Source organism: Enterococcus plantarum (assembly GCF_001730295.1).
GTDB classification, from domain to species: Bacteria; Bacillota; Bacilli; order Lactobacillales; family Enterococcaceae; genus Enterococcus_L; species Enterococcus_L plantarum.
The window spans coordinates 176,694-196,854 of record NZ_MIKA01000034.1 but is presented as its reverse complement, the minus strand read 5'-3'; the positions used below and the strand labels follow the sequence as shown (position 1 = coordinate 196,854).

General features: G+C 36.2%; 21 protein-coding genes. 2 read left to right on the top strand and 19 right to left on the bottom strand.

Annotated features, from left to right (window positions below):
- Positions 1-11 precede the first annotated feature (11 nt).
- The 10 genes from aroB to BCR22_RS10700 all read right to left on the bottom strand — a co-directional run bounded on the left by aroB (position 12) and on the right by BCR22_RS10700 (position 8,109).
- Positions 12-1,073: a 3-dehydroquinate synthase gene (gene aroB, locus BCR22_RS10745; RefSeq protein ID WP_069654896.1), complete on the bottom strand. Its 1,062-nt coding sequence runs from the start codon at positions 1,071-1,073 to the stop codon at positions 12-14.
- A gap of 52 nt (positions 1,074-1,125) precedes the next feature.
- Positions 1,126-2,148, bottom strand: coding sequence for a 3-deoxy-7-phosphoheptulonate synthase (aroF, locus tag BCR22_RS10740; protein ID WP_069654895.1), 1,023 nt, complete (start codon positions 2,146-2,148; stop codon positions 1,126-1,128).
- Positions 2,149-2,177: 29 nt separating this feature from the next.
- A complete protein-coding gene (aroE, locus tag BCR22_RS10735) occupies positions 2,178-3,047 on the bottom strand; it encodes a shikimate dehydrogenase (protein ID WP_069654894.1) in 870 nt (289 codons plus the stop codon).
- A 410-nt stretch (positions 3,048-3,457) separates the two neighbouring features.
- Positions 3,458-3,787 carry a nitrous oxide-stimulated promoter family protein gene (locus BCR22_RS10730; RefSeq protein ID WP_069654893.1) on the bottom strand — a complete coding sequence of 110 codons (330 nt, stop codon included), beginning with the start codon at positions 3,785-3,787 and terminating at the stop codon, positions 3,458-3,460.
- A gap of 15 nt (positions 3,788-3,802) precedes the next feature.
- Positions 3,803-4,783 carry an NAD(P)H-quinone oxidoreductase gene (locus tag BCR22_RS10725; protein WP_069654892.1) on the bottom strand — a complete coding sequence of 327 codons (981 nt, stop codon included), beginning with the start codon at positions 4,781-4,783 and terminating at the stop codon, positions 3,803-3,805.
- A 77-nt stretch (positions 4,784-4,860) separates the two neighbouring features.
- Complete coding sequence (locus BCR22_RS10720) at positions 4,861-5,313, bottom strand: hypothetical protein (protein WP_069654891.1); 453 nt, start codon at positions 5,311-5,313, stop codon at positions 4,861-4,863.
- Between the two features lie 82 nt (positions 5,314-5,395).
- Positions 5,396-5,767 (bottom strand): thioesterase family protein, encoded by a 372-nt coding sequence (locus BCR22_RS10715; RefSeq protein WP_069654890.1) that lies wholly within the window; start codon positions 5,765-5,767, stop codon positions 5,396-5,398.
- Between the two features lie 5 nt (positions 5,768-5,772).
- On the bottom strand, positions 5,773-6,984 hold the full coding sequence (locus BCR22_RS10710; protein ID WP_069654889.1) for a CCA tRNA nucleotidyltransferase: 1,212 nt from the start codon (positions 6,982-6,984) through the stop codon (positions 5,773-5,775).
- Positions 6,981-7,769, bottom strand: a complete 789-nt coding sequence (gene dapB / locus BCR22_RS10705; protein WP_069654888.1) for a 4-hydroxy-tetrahydrodipicolinate reductase — start codon at positions 7,767-7,769, stop codon at positions 6,981-6,983. The genes BCR22_RS10710 and dapB overlap by 4 nt, the downstream gene beginning before the upstream one ends.
- Positions 7,762-8,109, bottom strand: a complete 348-nt coding sequence (locus tag BCR22_RS10700; protein WP_069654887.1) for a nucleotide pyrophosphohydrolase — start codon at positions 8,107-8,109, stop codon at positions 7,762-7,764. The genes dapB and BCR22_RS10700 overlap by 8 nt, the downstream gene beginning before the upstream one ends.
- A 160-nt stretch (positions 8,110-8,269) precedes the next feature.
- On the opposite strand from BCR22_RS10700, the gene BCR22_RS10695 reads away from it, so the two are divergent.
- A complete protein-coding gene (locus tag BCR22_RS10695) occupies positions 8,270-9,160 on the top strand; it encodes a YitT family protein (protein ID WP_069654886.1) in 891 nt (296 codons plus the stop codon).
- 53 nt (positions 9,161-9,213) lie between these two features.
- Here the strand turns inward: BCR22_RS10695 and BCR22_RS10690 are convergent, their stop codons facing one another.
- From BCR22_RS10690 to BCR22_RS10660, 6 genes are all read right to left on the bottom strand, one after another.
- Positions 9,214-9,747: a YpiB family protein gene (locus BCR22_RS10690; RefSeq protein ID WP_069654885.1), complete on the bottom strand. Its 534-nt coding sequence runs from the start codon at positions 9,745-9,747 to the stop codon at positions 9,214-9,216.
- 8 nt (positions 9,748-9,755) lie between these two features.
- Positions 9,756-11,015, bottom strand: coding sequence for a tetratricopeptide repeat protein (locus tag BCR22_RS10685; protein WP_069654884.1), 1,260 nt, complete (start codon positions 11,013-11,015; stop codon positions 9,756-9,758).
- 3 nt (positions 11,016-11,018) lie between these two features.
- Complete coding sequence (locus tag BCR22_RS10680; protein ID WP_069654883.1) at positions 11,019-12,065, bottom strand: hypothetical protein; 1,047 nt, start codon at positions 12,063-12,065, stop codon at positions 11,019-11,021.
- Positions 12,066-12,926: 861 nt separating this feature from the next.
- Positions 12,927-13,202 (bottom strand): HU family DNA-binding protein, encoded by a 276-nt coding sequence (locus tag BCR22_RS10670; RefSeq protein WP_010761417.1) that lies wholly within the window; start codon positions 13,200-13,202, stop codon positions 12,927-12,929.
- 247 nt (positions 13,203-13,449) lie between these two features.
- Positions 13,450-14,760, bottom strand: a complete 1,311-nt coding sequence (gene der / locus BCR22_RS10665; RefSeq protein WP_069654882.1) for a ribosome biogenesis GTPase Der — start codon at positions 14,758-14,760, stop codon at positions 13,450-13,452.
- Positions 14,761-14,939: 179 nt separating this feature from the next.
- A complete protein-coding gene (locus BCR22_RS10660; RefSeq protein WP_069654881.1) occupies positions 14,940-16,280 on the bottom strand; it encodes an acetaldehyde dehydrogenase (acetylating) in 1,341 nt (446 codons plus the stop codon).
- Between the two features lie 228 nt (positions 16,281-16,508).
- On the opposite strand from BCR22_RS10660, the gene BCR22_RS10655 reads away from it, so the two are divergent.
- On the top strand, positions 16,509-17,285 hold the full coding sequence (locus BCR22_RS10655; protein WP_069654880.1) for a helix-turn-helix domain-containing protein: 777 nt from the start codon (positions 16,509-16,511) through the stop codon (positions 17,283-17,285).
- Between the two features lie 98 nt (positions 17,286-17,383).
- Here the strand turns inward: BCR22_RS10655 and rpsA are convergent, their stop codons facing one another.
- The 3 genes from rpsA to BCR22_RS10640 form a co-directional block, all read right to left on the bottom strand.
- On the bottom strand, positions 17,384-18,595 hold the full coding sequence (rpsA, locus tag BCR22_RS10650) for a 30S ribosomal protein S1 (RefSeq protein ID WP_069654879.1): 1,212 nt from the start codon (positions 18,593-18,595) through the stop codon (positions 17,384-17,386).
- 213 nt (positions 18,596-18,808) lie between these two features.
- Positions 18,809-19,477: a (d)CMP kinase gene (cmk, locus tag BCR22_RS10645; RefSeq protein WP_069654878.1), complete on the bottom strand. Its 669-nt coding sequence runs from the start codon at positions 19,475-19,477 to the stop codon at positions 18,809-18,811.
- Between the two features lie 114 nt (positions 19,478-19,591).
- Positions 19,592-20,140: an SAG1386/EF1546 family surface-associated protein gene (locus BCR22_RS10640; RefSeq protein ID WP_069654877.1), complete on the bottom strand. Its 549-nt coding sequence runs from the start codon at positions 20,138-20,140 to the stop codon at positions 19,592-19,594.
- Positions 20,141-20,161 lie beyond the last annotated feature (21 nt).

The following is a 20,161-nucleotide window of genomic DNA, read 5'->3' as shown; positions in this document are numbered from 1 at the left end:
ATGATTTCCTCCTAATTTAAATAACCCTTCATTTCTTCAATTGGAATTCGAACGATTTTTGCTTCACCGATCGAATCCAATAAAATAAGATTAATTTTCCCGCCTCGTGCCTTCTTATCATGTGTTAATGCCGCATATAATTGCTCTTGATCCCATTGATTTGATCTAATCGGTAAATGAAATTTTTGAATCATTTTAGTCAATTTTTCTGTTGTTCCTTTTGGCGTTAGTTTCTTACTTTCGGCAACTCTTGTGACCTGACTCATCCCAATTGCGACTCCCTCGCCATGAGTTAAATTGCCGTATCCAGCAGTGTTTTCTAATGCATGACCGATTGTATGACCAAAGTTAAGAAGTAAGCGAACTCCGTTATCCAACTCATCCTCTTCTACAACTTTGCGTTTGATTTTACAGCAGGCAGCTATAATTTCTGTTGCATGAGCTTTTAAATCATTCTCATCCGTCAGTGCATCTAATTTTTGCCATAAGTCCTGGTCTGCGATAGCAGCAGATTTAATAATTTCGGCGATTCCTTCTTGAATCCTTCTTACCTCCAATGTATCCAGAGTATCTGGATCAATCAAAACACCATCAGGCTGAGCAAATGTGCCTACTAGATTTTTAGCTTTTTTCGTATTTACAGCTGTTTTTCCACCAATACTACTATCAACTTGAGCCAACAAAGTTGTTGGAACTTGTAAAAAATGAAGACCTCTCATATAAGTTGATGCAACAAATCCAGCTAAATCGCCAACAACTCCGCCACCTAACGCTATGATTCCATCGCTTCTAGTCATGCCTTCATCTGCTAAAACATCATAAACTTCAGCCGCTACAGACAAACTTTTACTTTGTTCTCCTGCTTTGATTACAAAGGTTGCTGTCTCAAAGCCTGCTTCTTTTAAACTTTTTTGAACTTGCTCACCATATAAAGGTTGAACATTTGTATCTGTTATGATCACGATTTTCTGCGACAACCATAACTCTTTTACCCAAGAACCGATACTTTTCAACAATCCTTTTTCAATAGTCAGATCATACGAGTGATTAGGTAAAGTGACCGTGAGTTTCATTTGTTTCAACTCCTATTTTTTAGTGAAGAGAAAAAATACTCTCCGTTCATTTTTAATCTAATTCATTAATTTCTTTCATTGCTTTTTCCATGATATGGACTTCTCTCATCATGCGCAAGTAAGTCTTCTCATTTAATGATTGAGGCCCGTCAGACCATGCGTTGATTGGATCTGGATGAATTTCCACAATAAGTCCGTCTGCACCGGCAGCGACACCAGCACGAGCCATTGAAGGAACAAGATCCCAAATTCCGACACCATGACTTGGGTCAACGATGATTGGAAAATGACTTAATTTTTTAATTAATGGAACAGCACTTAGATCGAGTGTATTACGTGTCGCTGTTTCGTATGTGCGAATACCACGTTCAATAAATAGCACATTAAAATTCCCTTGGGCAGCGATGTATTCAGCCGCATTTAGCCACTCATCAATTGTACCAGATATTCCACGTTTCAAGCCAATTGGTTTCCCTTTTTTTCCAACAGCTTGTAATAATTTAAAGTTTTGCATATTTCTGGCACCAATTTGCAAAATGTCACTGTATTCCGCAATCATAGCAATATGCGCTTCATCCATTACTTCAGTGATGACTTTCATGTCAAATTCGTCCGCTGCTTGGCGAATGTATTTTAAGCCTTCTTCTTCTAATCCTTGGAAAGCGTAAGGGGATGTTCTTGGTTTAAAAGCACCACCGCGTAAAATCGTTGCTCCGCCTGCTTTAGCAATTCTTGCACACTCTCGAATTTGGTCTAAACTTTCGATTGAACATGGCCCAGCCATCATTGTCATGCTACCATCACCGATTTTGACACCATCAACATTAACAATTGTATTTTCTGGATGAAACTCACGACTTGTTAATTTGTAAGTTAAAGATATTCTAACTGCATTTTCAACACCATCGTAACTGTTGAATGCCACATCCTGCATTTTTCGAGTATCTCCAATCAAGCCAATGATTGTTTGTTCTTTTCCTTCACTTAGATGAACTTCTAAACCTTCTTTTTTTACTCGTTCTATCACTGAATTGATTTGTGCTTTCGTTGCTTCTGATTTCATAATTACGATCATTGGTGTTCTCTCCTTCAGTAGATTCTGATTTAGTTGTTTTCAATAATTGGTTTTACAACTTCTATAGGCATTTCTTGACCAGTCCATTTTTCAAACGCTGCAGCACCTTGATAGAGTAACATGCCTAACCCATTATTTGTTTTAGCTCCACGTAACCGTGCTTGTTTTAGAAATTCTGTTTCTCTAGGTGTATAGATAACATCACAAACCGCAAGATCGGGACGAATGATTGAAAAATCTTGAATCGGTGTTTGTTTTTCTAATGGTTTCATGCCGACGCCTGTTGCATTTAGTAATAGGGCACTCTCTGCTACATCTTTTGCCAAACTATTTTCATCAGATAATTCATGTAATGTTATGATGCAATTTGTATTTTCTGAAATGTACGCTAGTTTTTCTTTGATTTTTTCGTAGAACTCATCTTTTCGGTTGTACACAGTAATTTCTTTTACTCCATCTAAAGCTGCTTGCACAATAATTGCTGTAGCTGCCCCACCTGCTCCAATGATTGTCATTTTTTTATCGATAATGTCAACCTCGATATCTTTCAAGCTTCTCATAAATCCTGTTCCATCAGTGTTATGACCTGTTAATTTACCTTGGTCGTTGGTGATGGTGTTAACGGCACCAATCAAGCGCGCCGCTTCACTTAGTTCATCCATATAGTCAACGGCTAAAATTTTATTCGGCATTGATAAGTTGGCACCCATCATTTCCAAATTTTTGATTGAATCGATCGCTCGTTCTAATCCATCTGTTCCTATTTCGAATGTAAGGTATACGGCATCGATTCCTAACGCTTGAAACGCTGTATTATGAATCATTGGTGAAACACTGTGACGAATTGGTGTCGCGAATAATGCGGTCAAGCGCGTATGGCCAGTAATCGTATTTTCCATCTTATTTCCTCCTTGAAAATCATTTTTTAAACAAAAAAGGTATTCACGTAAATTTTCAGAAAAAAATCTACAGTGAACACCTCACAAAAAATAGGTAATATAAAAGCCACTATAGATTTTCTCATCTACGCGGCTGAAAGTCATCTCAAAATCCCCTAGCCATCATAGATACAAACTTGCTAGTCTGCATCCACAATGTTATGAATACAAACTCATCTAAAATAGCTAAAGTAATAATTATTCAGTTGTGATTGATTATGCTTCATGTCTACCATATGAATCACTCCGTAACTGATTTATTTAAGAATTGTTATCAGTATATACCTACGTATACTGTGTGTCAACCTCTTTTATTCCTTAATGTCTAATTTTTTTCTGTCTTTTTAAATAAAAACCTTTCATTAGATCTTTTAATCACACTTTATTTTTTTGCTTTTATTTTCTTTTATAAGATGTTTAATCGCTAAAATTGGATGATACAGTGTCATTCTTGGTCCAGAATATCTCATTACTTCTTTCATCTGCTCATTGTAATCTGGACGATAACAATGAACGGGACATTGCTTACACGTTGGTTTTTCTTCACCGAAACGGCAAACATCCAAGCGAAGTTGTGAATAAGACAGCAACTTTTCTTTGTCTATCTTCGGTGTTTTATGTTTGCTGTAATAGATGTCAATCATTGCACGAATGGTCTTTTTTTCTTCTTGTATTTTTGGTCCATTATTCTTTTTCACCATTTTTCAGCTCACTATTCACTCATCTATTTTTAAAATGATTTTTCCTTTATTTTGATTATGCCTCATATACTGGTGTGCTTTTTCTACTTCTTCCAATGAAAAAATTTTATCTACAACTGGTTTTAAATAATGTTTATCAAAAAGCTTTTTTGTTTTTATTGAAAATTCTTTGGTCAACTCTGCTTTATAGGCATCACTTCTTGGCGTTAGTAATGTTCCTTTGATGGTTATTCGTTTTTCTAATAACTCCATTAAATTAATTTCTTCTACAATTGCGCCACCTAAAATACCAATGAGAATCAACCGACCATCGTAAGCTATACTAGAAAGATTTTTTTCCCAGTAAGATGCACCAATAAAATCTAAGATCACGTTCACACCCTGACCTTTAGTTTCTTCCAGAATTCTCTTACTGAACGATTCTTCATGATAATTTATTAGAACATCTGCCCCCAACGAGTGGCATAATTCTAGTTTATCAGACGTGCTTGCTGTGACAAAGATTTTAGCAGTCGTTAATTGTTTTACTAACTGAATAGCCGCGGTTCCTACGCCACTAGCACCAGCATGAATCAAAATAGACTCATTAGGACCTAATTCACCAAGCCAAAATAACGTTTGATAAGCCGTTAAAAAGACTTCTGGGATCGCCGCCCCTTCTTCATATGTTAACTGATCGGATAAAAGCATTGCATTCCCACTATTCATTACAGCGTACTCCGCATATCCACCCCCGTTTACAAGTCCCATCACGCGACTGCCACAAGGAAATAAATCTGAGTCGCTTTCGATTACTTTTCCTGAAACTTCAACCCCTAGAATCGGATTGCCTTTTGGAAGTTTTCCTGTTTCTATCGCTACTAAATCCGTACGGTTGATTGCGGCTGCTTCGACTTTTATTAATAGCTGGTGGCTTTTTCTTTTAGGTATCAACGCATCTTTCTTCAATTCCAAAACGGGTTGACTATCCTTATACGATAACTCAATGGCCTTCATTTTTTCACCTCACAAATTTTGACGAAAAAACCGTAGAATCTCCCAAAAAGAAATCTACGGTCCCATTTATTTAGTTATTAAAGTTCTTCACCATATACATCATCAACCGTTTGTGTTGGATCGATCACGATGTACAAGCTTTTTGTTTTTTCGCTGACTTTTGTAGATTGGTAAATGTTATCTAAACCTTCGTCAGTTTTGTCTTTGTATGGGAAGTAAACTAAATCTGGTGTTCCCGTTTTATATAAGATTTCCATACGTTCGATATCTTCATATTTTAGAGCACGTGCAAACATTCCTAATTCTAGCCCACCAAGGTTGATATCATGGGTTTGAACATGATCTCCTTCTTGGAAGATTTCGATTTTAAAGCCTTCGCACGGATGAATTTCCATAAATTCGCTTCCGTGGATACGGCCAAAGCTAGTTGTGATGTGTTTGATCCATAGATCTCCGATAAAACGACGACCAATCGTCCAAGTTTCACCATTTCTAAAATAAAATTTTAATCCTGTCATTTCTCTACTCATAATATAAGTCTCCTTATCTAAAATAATTTCTACAAAGCTAAGTTTAGCATAACTTTAAGGTTAGGTCACACCATTCGCACTATCACTTAGGAAGAGCTAATTTATCTAAAAAAACATCTGTTAAGATAACAGCTCTCTGATGGATACCTGTTGCGATGATTTGCTCATTGTCATTAGCCTCGAAAGAAAAATTGATTTTCGTTTTTTCTTGAGACTCGACTTTCACTTTAACCATAATTTCCGCGCCAACTTTAGATGGTCTTAAATGTCTAGCTTCGATTAGAGTACCAACACTTGTTTCTTCTGAAGCTAATTCTTTATGCAAGTATTCTTTTGCAGTATTTTCTACCATTGCAAGTACTGCAGGTGTACCTAATACCTCTAAATCACCAGACCCGATTTCTTTTGCGGTATCCTTGGAACCAACAACAAACTTTTTTGAGAACTCTTCCATGGCTATCACTCCTCGTCAATCTTCTCTTTTGCATATGCAAGCAGTAATTCTTTGTCATTTTTTATTTGGCTATTTACGACAGCGGTCTCAAGTTTCTCAATCATATCACCTAGCCATTTTCCAGGCTTCTTATCGAAATAATTCAATAAATCATTCCCTGTAACAGCAAGTTGCTTTCTGTCGTGAATGGGCAAACTTAAATAACGTTCTTTTACTTCTTCAAGTTTACTCTTTTGCCCGTAATAAAACAACAGTTTTTCAACAGACAATGCTGCGTCTATCCCTAAATCGAACAAATCCATGACTTGCCAATCCTCTAAAAGACGTCTATTCAACCCATAAATTAGTTGCTGGACTTCTTGAATCATTTGATTTGACTGTTTCCACGACTTCAAGAAGCTACGAATCTCGTTTTCTTTTAATCTCATTGTCTTGATCAATAAAGCCCATGCTTGATTTTCCAATTCAATTTGTTTATTGGGAAGTTCTATAAAATTAAATAGTGCTTCACCAAAGTATTTTAGACCAGGACAGTATTGATAACAATTTGTTTCGATAAACGGCAATAGTGCAGCTTGCCGATTTTTTCCTAATAAAAGTTTGATGAATTCCACAGCTATACGTTCTACAGATATTTTTCCTAAAAGTGGATGAAATTCTTCAATAGCTAATAGTGTGTTTTCTTCAATCGTAAAATTTAGTTGACTGGCAAAACGCAGTCCCCTCATCATTCGTAAAGCATCTTCATGAAATCGCTCTTTGGGATTCCCAACAGCTCTTATGACTTGTCTCTCCAAATCAGCTATCCCGTCAAATAAATCGATGATCTCTCCGTCAACGTTCATTGCCAATGCGTTAATTGTAAAATCTCGACGTTTCAAATCTTCTTTTAAAGAACGAACAAACGTAACTGTATCAGGACGTCTAAAATCTTGATACGTTGATTCCGTTCTAAACGTAGTGATCTCGTACTGCTCCTCACCGTCTAATACAAGAACGGTCCCATGATCGATTCCTACATCGATCGTCCGATGGAAAATTTGTTTGATTTCCTCTGGATATGCGCTAGTAGCAATATCAACATCGTGTATTGATTGTTTTAATAATGCATCACGAACGCTTCCACCAACAAAATAGGCTTCAAAACCATGCGCTTGAATTTCTTTCAATACACTAGCTGCTCGAGTAAATTCATCTGGTATGATTTCTAATTTCATAATAGGTTTTCCAGCCCGTAGACTAACTTTTCTAAGTGGACTACTTTTTCGCATCCTAAAGCTACACCCGTCATAAATGAACTACGATCATAAGAATCGTGTCGGATTGTTAAGCCTTCTCCAATCCCACCAAATTGAACTTGCTGATGGGCAATCAAGCCTGGTAGGCGAACACTATGGATTTTCATTCCTTCAAAATCAGCTCCTCGGGCACCTTCAATCAATTCTTCTTCTTCAGGATGTCCTTGTTTTTTCTTTGCACGGACCTCACTCATCATTTCGGCTGTTTTGATGGCCGTTCCACTTGGTGCATCTCGTTTATTGTCGTGATGTAACTCAATGATTTCAACATCAGGGAAATATTCGGCTGCTTTTTGGGCAAATTGCATCATTAGAACCGCCCCCACTGCAAAATTAGGTGCAATCAGACCACCGACTTGCAATTCTTTTGAACGATCAGTCAACTTGGCTAATTGTTCTTCTGATAAACCGGTCGTCCCTACAACGGGGGAAATGTTGTGTTCAATAGCAAATCGTGTGTTTTCATAAGCTACTGCTGGGATCGTAAAATCAATCCAAACATCAGGCTGAACAGAAAGAACGGCTTCTTTCGTTTTAAAAATTGGGACATTAATTGTTGGATACTCAATTAATTCATTCAGATTACCTTTCTTTTCAAAAGGATCTAATACTCCTACTAGCTCAAATTGGTCATGATTTAAAACCATTTTTGTTGCGGTTGCACCCATTTTCCCTTTAAAACCTGCGACTAAAATTTTAATCATTTGTTTGCCCATCCTTTCGTTCAAAACGATATTTATCCCGTTGATTGAATTTATCCATATTTTTTTGAAACGCTTCAGTTAAATCTATGTCTAAAGAATTAGCCATAATCATTGTCACGAATAAAACATCCCCAAGTTCCTCAGAAACTGTTTTTGGTTTCTCCTCTGTTTTCTTAGGTTTTTCGCCATAATAATGATTGATTTCTCTTGCTAATTCACCTACTTCTTCTGTTAATCGTGCCATCTGGCTTAGTGGAGAAAAATAGCCCGTTTTAAATTGCTGGATATACGTATCCACTTCTTCTTGCATGGAATGCAGAGATTGATTGTCGTCTGTCATCTTACCCCAACCTTTCTACTACTCATCTTATCAAAAAGTGCGCCATCTGAAAAGGTTCTGCTTGTTGTTTTATAGTGAGAATGATAAAGTGAGTACTGGATAAGGGTTTTTCACTTTGGCTATACGTGTAATGAACCAATATGTTATAGGAGTGAACATTATGGAAGAAAAAAAGTTTTATGTTAAAGACATTCTGTTTATTTTGGCTGGCACATGTCTTTACGCATTTGGGTTGGTAACATTTAATATTGCAAATGATCTAGCAGAGGGTGGCGTAACTGGGATCACGTTGATTTTACGTGCGCTTTTTTCTATTGATCCAGCCTATTCAACATTGATCATCAATATTCCGTTGATTTTGATTGGCGGAAAAATATTAGGAAAGCATTCATTTTATTATACAATTTTGGGTACTGTTTCTTTATCTGTCTTCTTGTGGTTATGGCAACGATTCCCGATAGAAGTGAATTTAGATCATGATTTATTAATCGCTTCTTTATTAGCCGGGCTTGCTGCAGGTCTTGGTAGTGGACTGGTTTATCGAGTTGGTGGGACAACAGGTGGAACCGATGTAGTTGCTCGTATTTTAGAAAAAAATTATGGCATTAGTATGGGCCGTTCGTTGTTGATTTTTGATATTTTAGTTTTGATTCTTTCATTGAGTTACATTGATGTCAAAAGAATGATGTATACTTTAATTGTTTCATTTGTTTTTAGTAAAGTCGTCGATTCTGTCTTAGATGGCGCCTATGCTGCAAAAGGGATCTTGGTTATTTCTGACCATTCTGAGGATATTGGGGAAGTGATTATGGCTCTTTTAGAGCGTGGTGTAACGTATTTAGATGGTCAAGGGGGATACTCTCAAGTACATAAGAAAGTTCTTTATGTAGTTGTTAGTCCTAGTGAAATTATTGAAATTAAACGTATCGTTCATGAGTTAGATACCAAAGCTTTCATTTCTGTCATCAATGTTCATGAAGCCATCGGGGAAGGATTCACCTATTCTCGACCTGAAAAAATGCTTTTTAAAAGAAAAAAACAATTAACTTAGCCTAAATAAAAAAAGGTAAAACAGACGGGATTCGTGCTATTTCACCTTTTTTATTATTTTAATCGATTCAATTCATCTGTTAATTCTAAAAAAGCCTCATAATTATTATCTTCTAATGCTAAATCGATTTGACTATATAGCAAGTCTAATTTTGCTTGTTTTTCTTCATGGGCAAAGAAATCATTGATACTCTCAATCACATCATCACTTACTTGCTCATTCCAACGAGCATATGGATTATCTTCCAGAATCGACAAATACTGACTATTTTGCCAAGAACCATCAAAAATGCATTCTATAAACAATGCTTCTTTCCAATTCATACGAATTTCATGGAAAATCTGATCAGTATCATTAAATTCTTTTCCTGACAAGAACAATTGGATTGGTTCATCATCTAGTTCTCTTGCCGTAACTTTTAACCCGCGAACTGCTTTGTCTGCCTGCTCAATGAAATGAACATTATTTAAAATAGCTTCGTGGTTAATCAAATAATTCAAAATCCATAACACTTCTCTTTGGCTAAATGAGACATTATTCACTAGCCAAACCAAAAACTCTTTTTTATCAGCTACATTAACAAACATCTTATCACCTATCTTTCTTCAATATCATCTAACAGGGATTGTGCTTCATTATCCCCTGGCTCGTGTTGAAGATAGTGTTGCAATAACTCTTTTGCTTTTTCTAATTGTCCTTCTTCACGAAGAAAAACAGCATATTCCTTTAAAAATTCAGGTTCATGAGACAATTCTTGATAAGCTTGTTCAAAATGAACTTTTGCTAAATCAAATTCCTCTAGCTCATTATATGCATGAGCTAAATTCCATTCACCATATGGATGGCCTTGCTCTTCCATTTGTTGTATGACTTCAACTACTTCATCGAAACGCTGTTCATTCAAATACAGATTACTTAATGTAAGTCTCGTTTCATCCGTCTTTTCACCAAGTTCCAGTGCTTGCTTCAATAAAGATTCAGCTTTTTCTGTATCATGAAGGCGATAAGCATTCTCAGACGCTAATTGGTATAAATCTACTTGGAAAGGATTTTCTTTGATTCCTTCTGCTAAAACAGTTTGCGCTTCTTCCAGTTGCTCTTCTTCTTGTAACGCCTCGCCTAAAGATAAATACAATGATTGATAATGCGGATTTAGCACTCTTAACTGTTGTAACAGTGCGATTGCTTTTTGATTTTCATGTAATTGTAGATAAGTGAAAGCTAATTGGAACATCCGATCATCCGTTTGACCTTCTTTTAATGCTAGTTCTAAAAATGGAATCGCGTCTTCAAAATCGCCTGACATGCTGTGAGTGCTTCCCAAACGTTCATTGATTGAGACATTGGATATTTCTGTAACGTGGGTGTTAAGCAGCTCTTGATAGGCTACTGAGGCCTCTTTAAATTGTCCGTTAGAAAAATACAACTCCCCTAAAGCAAACAGAATCAAAGGTTCATCTGGCATCAATCGTTGCGCTTCTTTTAATTTCGCTTCACTTACCTCTGGAATGCCTATTACTTGATATAAATCTGCTGTTACAAGCAAACTTTGAACATAACTATCGCTTTCTTTATCAACTTTTTCTAAGTAACCAAAGGCGTCGTCAATTAAATTATTTTCAATTGCAATTTCAGCTAAAGGAATATTCAAGCCGTCTGCATTAGGAAAAATTGTCAGCAAATGATCAAAAACTAATTTAGCCTCTTCTAAAAATCCTAGTGACAATAACTCTTCTCCTAAATCAGCAAGTGTATCATCATCATCTTTCTTGATTGCTTCTGCTAGCATCAATTGTGCTTGAGCCAACTCTTCTTCATGTAATGCTTGGAGCATTTGTTCACTATGTGTTGTCATCTTTTATCCTCTAATTTCTTTTAATATATTTTTATATTGTTCTACTGTTTTTAGTAGTTCGTCCGTTTTTGGCTGTTGCATAGAATCAAGCTGCCCAATATCTTTTAAAAGAGCAGCTGTTTCGCCACAGTTCACGTATTTTAAAACACCTTCCACGTAATCACTGACTAAAATTTGCTCTGGAAAATCCACTGGAAAACCTAAGCGAATCAACCAGATCATAAAGTTCTTATAATGGAACGAAAACTGACTAACGTCTTGAGACCAGAGTAACTGCAATAAACACCCTAAGAACCGTTTCATATGACTGGACAACAAATGACCATTTTCAGTCTCTAAAAAACCTTGTTCAAACAGTTGGCCAAATCGATCGATCGTTTGTCCTTCTTTTTCGTAATAACCTATCATCTCGTCCAACATACCATTAAACGACTGCTGATTCAATCGAGTTGCATCACTGTAGTTCTTAAAAAGCATCCGTAAAAAATCATGGCTACAAACTAATCCACAACGGATAAAAACAACAAAATCCACAAGTTTTCCATCGCCTTGACCCGTGGTTAAGGTATGATCATAGATAATTTTTTCTGCTAGCACTTTACTATATAAAACCGGATGATTTTTTAATTCTATTTGAGCTTCAGCAATCAAACTTTTACTTAATGATTCGATGGATAGTGGTAAAAGCCAGCAATCTGAAGTTAGCACAGATGTTTCGTGTAAAAAATGGGTTAATTGAACGACTCCTTCATTTCCAACACCTAGAAAAAGAAACTCTTGTTGCTGGTCAAAATCCGACAAAAAAGCCAATAAGCTTTCCAGCTCTTTTATATTGTTACAATGTGAATCATTCTTACAAATATACCAATCTAATTCCTGTTTGTCATCAAAAAGCTGAATGAATTTTTCCGAAAACAAATCATAATACCGCTGATTGGTAATCAAAAAAAGATGTTTTGAATCGAATGAGGCTGATTTGATTTGTGAGGCAAACGTTTCGCCATAGATAATCGTCGTTTGCAACTGATACTTCTTATAAACTAATTCCATTGATAACACCCCTCTTTATACATTTTACCATTAGTTGTTATAAAACAGAAAGGGGATGATTTTTTTTAAAAAATGCAATGATAACTGTTCAAAGTCAATTATTCTTTTACTTTCCTTAAAGAACAGACATAATTGTTTCACTATTTCGTTACAGTTATTCTACTATATCTATGCAAAAAAAAACTTACTTTACCTTTATACTTAACTTGTTTCAAGAAATAGTTCGCTTTTAAAGAAAATAGCGCACTTCTTAAAAAGTGCCATTTTGAAGAAACATTGTGATTCAGTCTAAGCTGAATAATTAGCACTTTGTAACGTTCATAGTTATTTTAAACATAGCTGATTATTCATTATCCGCAAAAGGTTGGGATATAACTCCAAAAAGTTATGTCACAACTTTTTTTAACAGAAAATAAATGAAAGAACTCTCAATTAATGACGAGCTCTTTCATTCGGGGGTTCCTATCAAAGCAATATAACTATCTATGTTAACGATGCGCATATGTTTTACGTCAAACTGTCCTCTACTATTATAGTTTCCTTCTACCTCAATTTCATACTGGTGCATCGGTAGCGATAGGACATACCTGGCAAATGGTCTGTTTTTGATAACACAATTGATACAGACATCATTTTCCCAAATTAACATTCCTGTTATAGCATACGGCTTTTCTTTGAACACCTTGATATGGGTTAATAATCCTGTGTGAGTTTCCATAACTTCATGATACACGAAATAATTATGATGTCCACTCTCATGTTTTTTTATTAAAAAAAACACTATTGGTATAATGCTGATATGTAAAAAAATAATGAAATAAAGAAAGAACCCTTGACTCATCAAGGGTTCTAAGATCTGTCTTATTTAACAGCATCTTTCAACGCTTTACCTGGTTTAAACGCAGGTACTTTACTTGCAGCGATTTGAATTTCTTTACCAGTTTGTGGGTTACGTCCTTTACGAGCCGCACGTTCGCGTACTTCAAAGTTACCAAAACCGATTAATTGAACTTTTTCACCTTTAGCAAGAGATTCTTGGATTGTTGAAAATACAGCATCCACTGCTGCAGTTGCGTCTTTTTTAGTTAAACCAGTTGAAGATGCAACGTTTTCGATTAATTCTGCTTTATTTGCCATGGATTATTTCACCTCCTCCACAAGGGATAGGATATCTAAAAGATATCTAATTTACGTTTCTTTTTGAGTGGTCCAAAAATGACGTACAAATATTGAATTGAATCAATATTCTGTTATCACGATATCATAGGAAGCTTGTAATAGCAAGGTTTTTGATGCGTTTTAACCAGTTTTTTCTAAAAATATCATTTTTTTTTATAACTCAATGAATTTATTTGTGCAATTAAAACAAGTGTGGTAAAATGCTCTATTTTCGCCTTCTTGGGATGATTTTGATTGGTGTTCCTTCAAACGTAAAAGCTTTGCGAATTTGATTTTCTAAAAAGCGAGCATATGAAAAATGCATTAATTCTTCTTCATTTACAAAAATAACAAATGTTGGCGGCTTAATTGCCACTTGTGTTCCATAAAATACTTTCAACCGTTTGCCCTTGTCTGTCGGAGTCGGATTAATAGCAATGGCATCCATTACCACATCATTCAACAAAGCAGATGGAATACGCAGATTTTGATTCATGCTGACACGTTCGATCAATTCTGGTAATTTGTTCAAGCGTTGTTTTGTTAATGCTGAAACAAAGATGATTGGTGCGTAATCAAGGTATCGAAACTCTTCACGTATCTCTTCTTCAAAGTCACGCATCGTGTTGGTTTCTTTTTCAACAGTATCCCACTTATTCACAACGATAATAATGCCGCGTCCTGCTTCATGCGCATATCCAGCAACCTTCTTATCTTGTTCACGAATACCTTCTTCAGCATTTAAAACCATTAAAACAATATCTGAACGTTCAATCGCACGCATTGCACGCATAACACTGTATTTTTCAGTTGATTCGTATACTTTGCCTCGTTTGCGCATGCCAGCTGTATCGATCATCAAGAATTTTTGACCATCTTCCGATTCAAAATGTGTATCAATTGCGTCACGAGTCGTTCCTTCAATTTCTGAAACGATGACACGGTCTTCCCCAAGAATCGCATTGATCAAAGAAGATTTCCCAACATTTGGACGCCCAATCAAACTAAATTTGATTGTATCTTCATCGTCCTCTTCGATTTCAGATGAAAAATGTTTAACAGCTTCATCTAAAACATCTCCGATACCTAAACCATGACTTCCAGAGATAGGAAGTGGATCACCTAAGCCTAAAGAATAAAACTCATAAATATCATTTCTCATTTCAGGGTTATCAACTTTATTTACAGCCAGAATTACTGGTTTCTTGCTGCGATATAAAATTCTTGCTACTAATTCATCAGCATCCGTCACACCTTCTCTGCCACTTGCGACAAAAATAATGACATCCGCTTCTTCAATAGCGATTTCAGCTTGATGCTTGATTTGATCCATAAATGGCTCGTCACTTAGATCGATACCACCTGTATCAATAATACTAAACTCACGGCCTAACCACTCTCCTGTGGTATAAATACGGTCTCTTGTTACACCTGGTGTATCTTCTACTATAGAAATTCTCTCACCAGCTATACGGTTAAAAATTGTCGATTTCCCTACGTTCGGGCGCCCGACAATTGCAATTGTTGGATTTGCCATTCAAATTACCTCCTTGACAAGTTTTCAATCCTTACTAGTTTACCTAAAGCTTGTCTAAGATGCAAGAAAAACTAGTGAAATAAGTGAATTAACCCGCTAAACAGAAAAAATACCCTGTAATTGCACGTATCATAAATCGCAATTACAGGACACTTTATTTTTAAATTAATCGTTTTCTACTATTCAACACCATAAGCAATGCGTTTTATATTCATCAAATGGTGTGCCGTTACATTATCCGTTGTACTACTGCCACCCATCGCACCACAACCTAATGTCATTGAAGGTGCTAGTTTTGTTGTCGCTCCGATTGCACCTAGTGCACCTAATGTATTGACTAAAATACGTGATGCTCTCATCTCTAATCCAAATGTTTCTGCATTAGCATCGGTTGTTGTATGGATAACTGCAGTATGACCAGTTCCTTCATTCGCCAGTAAAGCTTTACATGTTTCTACACCATTCTCAAAAGAATCAACGGTGAATAAACCTAAAATTGGCGTTAATTTTTCTCTTGAATAAGGATTGTGATGACCGATTTCTGTTTGCTCTGAGAGTAAAATCGATGTGTCGTCTGGAACAGAGATACCAACCAATTTTGCAACGTCTGATGCACTTTTACCAACGATATCTGGATTTAGGGTGCCCGTCTCTCTCAAAATAAATTGGCTAACTTTTGCAGATTCCTCTTCATTCATAAAATAAGCTTTTTTTGCTTTTAGCTGTTCGACTACTGCATCTTTCACCGTCTTATCTACAACAAGTGCTTGTTCTGATGCACAGATGATTCCGTTATCAAAGGTTTTACTACTAATGACACAATCGATTGCATGTGCCACATCAGCTGTTGCATCGATTAATACTGGTACATTACCAGGACCTACCCCAATTGCTGGGTTTCCAGAACTGTATGCAGCTTGAACCATTGCTTTACCGCCGGTAGCAAGAATAAGTGAAACATCTACATGCTTCATCAAAGCACTAGTCGCATCCAAAGTCGGTTCCTGAATCACTTGAACCAAGCCAGATGGAGCCCCAGCTTCAATAGCCGCTTTTTCAATAATATCAACTGCCATTAAAATTGATTTTAAGGCTTTTGGATGTGGTGAAAAAACGATTGCATTTCTAGTTTTTAGTGCAATCAATGCCTTGAAGATCACTGTTGCAGTCGGATTTGTTGATGGGATTAGACCTGCTACTACCCCTAAAGGAATGCCAATTTCAATGATTTTCTCTTCTTTACGGCGGTTGATGACTCCCACTGTAGGTAACTCCTTGATGCTTTCATAGACTTGCTCACTTGCAAAAGTGTTTTTGATTATTTTATCAGAAACTTTTCCGAATCCAGTTTCTTCATGTGCTGACACTGCTAATTTTTCTGCGTTATCAAGCGTTTTTTGATAGACATTTTTCACGATAGCATCTACTTGCTCTTGCGTATAACTTTCGTATTCAGCCTGTGCTTTCTTTGCAGTTTCGACTAGTGTTTCAATTTCTTTCACTCTGATTATTTCAGTCATATTTGAACACTCCTTCTTTTTTTAACGCTTACAACTCAATTTTAATCTATTCTATTCAATTTGTTAGGTACTTTTTTAAGAAGTTTGTGGACAAAATTTACCTATTAACGTATTTTTTCACAAAGAGTTATACTTGAAAGGTTCATTTTTTCAAGGTATCATAAAGTAGTAAAGTATATTTAACAAAGAAAAAGGACATTATCTCATGAAAGAAAAGAGGGGTTATTTATGTGCCGATTATTGATTGTTAGCAATGATACAAAAGAGCAACAAACTCTTCAACACTCTATCAACGATGCATTTATGAACATAAAAGTGCTACCTCCTGCAGAAACAGAACAAGAAGCTCTAAAAATTGCTGATAAACTGCTTCCAGAAATTCTTTTGATTGCTATCGACCATTTAGAAATTGACGGATTTATCGTTAAACGTAAAATAGTACAACAACTACCCAATATTAAAGTCATTATACTGACGGAACGGAATGATTTCCAGAGTATTCATCAGGCTTTACGCGGCGGGGTGATCGACTACTTGTTAAATCCTATTGATTTTAATGAATTAAAATTTGCTATTGATCGCTGTGTTAAATCACTCAACCAGGTTTCTCTAATGGATGTTTTGAATAATAAACCTACTGTTTTAGCAAAAGAACAAATCAATACTATTTTGGATTACATCCATGACCATTATAATGAAGAAATCAATTTGACAACGTTGGCTGATATCATGCATTTAAATCGTCATTATGTCAGTCGATTTTTTAAAGAAGCTGTTGGTATGAATTTCATTGATTATCTGACTGCTTATCGTATAGAAAAATCAAAACAATTATTAATGAAAACAGAAAAGTCTATTTCTGAAATTTCTGGAACTGTGGGATATGTCGATTCGACTTACTTTAGTAAACTATTCAAGAAAAAAGTAGGTCAATCCCCCCATCAATTCCGCAAACACTATCAAGGCGAACATATACCGGCAGATTTACGAATCATTTATAATTGATTGTCTATCTAAAAAGGAGACTTACCACCTCATTAAGGTAGTGAGTCTCTCTTTTTAATAAAAAAAGCGAAGGTTTCCCTCCGCTCGAATCATTATACTTATTCTGAATCAGTATCTTGTGCTTTTAGCGCGTCACCTAAGATATCCCCCATTGTGAAACCAGTATTCTCTTCTGGCAACTCATATTCTTGAACATCTTTTGGTTCTTCTTGAGATTCAGGTTTTGCTTCCAAGGCTTTGATACTTAATGCAATGCGGTGTTCGTCTGGATTAACTTCTAGTACTTTCACTTGAACTGCATCGCCTTCTTTTAATACTTCATGAGGTGTTGCAATATGTTTGTGTGAAATTTGAGAAATGTGGACTAATCCTTCAACTCCTGGGAATACTTCTACAAATGCACCAAAGCTAGTCAGGCGTTTAACCGTTCCATCAAGAACTGAACCGACAGCCGCTTTATTTTCAATATCTTCCCAAGGTCCGGCTAGTGTTTCTTTGATAGATAGAGAAACACGTTCTTCGTCTGGATTGATTGAAAGAATCTTCACTTTTACATCATCGCCAACTGTTAACACATCGCTTGGTTTCCCAACGTGTTGATGCGCAATTTCTGATACGTGAACTAATCCGTCAATTCCGCCTAAATCGATAAACGCACCAAAATCAGTTAAACGAGCAACTTTTCCTTCGACGATGTCTCCATCATGAAGCGTCGCTAAGATATCTTTTTTCTTAGAATTTTTCTCTGCTGCAACAACAGCTTTATGAGATAAAATCAAACGATTTTCAGAAGGCTCGATTTCAATGATTTTAAACGTCAAAGTTTGGCCTTTGTATTCAGAAAAATCATCAACAAAATGTTCTTCTACCATTGAAGCTGGAACAAAACCTCGAACACCAACATCAACGACTAAGCCGCCTTTTACAACATTTGTAACTGGGGCTTCAATGATTTTTCCAGCTTGAAAATCTTGTTCGATTTCTTCCCAGACTTTTTTAGCGTCTAAACGACGTTTAGATAGTAAATAACTACCATTTTCTTTATCTTTGCCAATCGAAGTGATGACAACTAAATCTAAGATATCGCCTACTTTAACTAATTCATTGATATCTTCTACTTGAGTCGTAGATAATTCTTTTGCTGGTACTACACCTTCAACGCCAGCATCTTCAATACCAACAATTACTTGTTTGTCCTCGATTGCTAGCACTTCACCTTTAACGATGTCGCCAACATTTACTTCTTTGAAACTGTTCATTGCATCTTCCATTGTTTCATTGCTGTTTTCCACTTTTTTGTCTTCTGTCATGAATACTTATCCTCCTATGCCACCAAAAAATTCGTAAAATCTGACCTACTCCTTTAATAGTACGGGATTTTGCTAAAAAAATAAAGCGATTTCTCTCATTTTCTTTTATTTCTTTAAGAGTGAGAAAAAATTTTCTTGTTTCAAGGCAAAGATAGCATAACTTTACCACAGTCATATTATCTTCTTATCTATGTTATGACCAAATTTGAAAGGTTAACTTTTTACTGTGATGACCTCTTCGATTGCTTTTACAACTTCTTCTATGTTCATTCCAGTTGTGTCGATTTTAACAGCATCTTTTGCTTGCTTTAACGGGGACACTTCCCTTGTTGAGTCCAGATAATCCCGGTGTTCGATTTCCTTTTTTAATGTGGTAAAATCGGTTTTAATTCCTTTTTCCTGATTTTCTTTATAACGTCTTTCAGCGCGTTCTTCCACACTTGCCACCAAAAAGATTTTAACTTCAGCATCTGGTAAGACAGCCGTTCCAATATCACGACCGTCCATAACGACACCACCTAGACGTCCGATTGTTTGTTGAAGCTCTACCATTTTTTCACGAACAGAAGCATGTTTCGCAACAATTGAAACTGCATTTGTCACATTCGGTTGTCTGATTTCTTCAGTTACTTCGTTTCCATCAATAAAAACTAATTGTTCTTTTTCTGTTTGCTTGAAAGAAATTGTGTGTGTGAGACATAGATTAACCAAACCATTTTCATTTTCAAAGTCGACATTCTTTTGAATAGCTAAATAGGTTAATGCCCGATACATTGCGCCTGTATCGCAATAAATATAATGTAATTTTTTTGCCAAAATTTTTGCTACTGTACTTTTGCCAGAAGATGCTGGTCCATCGATCGCAATACTTATCTTTTCCATAATGAACTCCTTTGTTTGTCACATAGTAAAAGAGTCTGGTACAAAACATAAGTTGTTTTGTTTCAGACCCTTAATAACGGGGAGTAGCGCTATCGCTACACTCCGATTTTCTTGTTATTTAACGCGTAAAGATTGCTCAGGTTGTAAAACAGTATCTAAGGAAATACCATTTAATTGTAATAATTCTTCAACAGTAATACCATTTCTTTGAGCGACTTGATTTGGTCCCTCACCACTACGAACTTGATCGTACACAGCCGCTTCACTTGTCGGTGTAGTCTCTTGCGGTACACTGCTACTTTGTCCACCATCGGTTGCTACCTCAGAGGATGAAGCTGGTTGCTCTTGTGAAGAGCTAGAACTTGAAGATGATGATTCTGTCGAACTATTTTTAGTCGATGATTGAACAACCACAGAGGATGAAGGCTGACTAGTCTGCTTGTTGTCACTTGGTTTATCTCGCATCACATAAAGGTATGTTCCTACTGGTAAAGTAATGATCATTAGTAATAAGATAACTAAAATCGTTAGAAAAACTGTGTTCCCTTTTTTTTGTTGACGTTTTTCTGAGCGAGAACCTCCAGCATTCTTATCTGTCTCATAAATTGACTGCTCCCAAGGTTCACGGGCACCTGATTGTTTTTTCTTATCTTTTTTACTCACGTATCGTTCCTCCTAAAATTC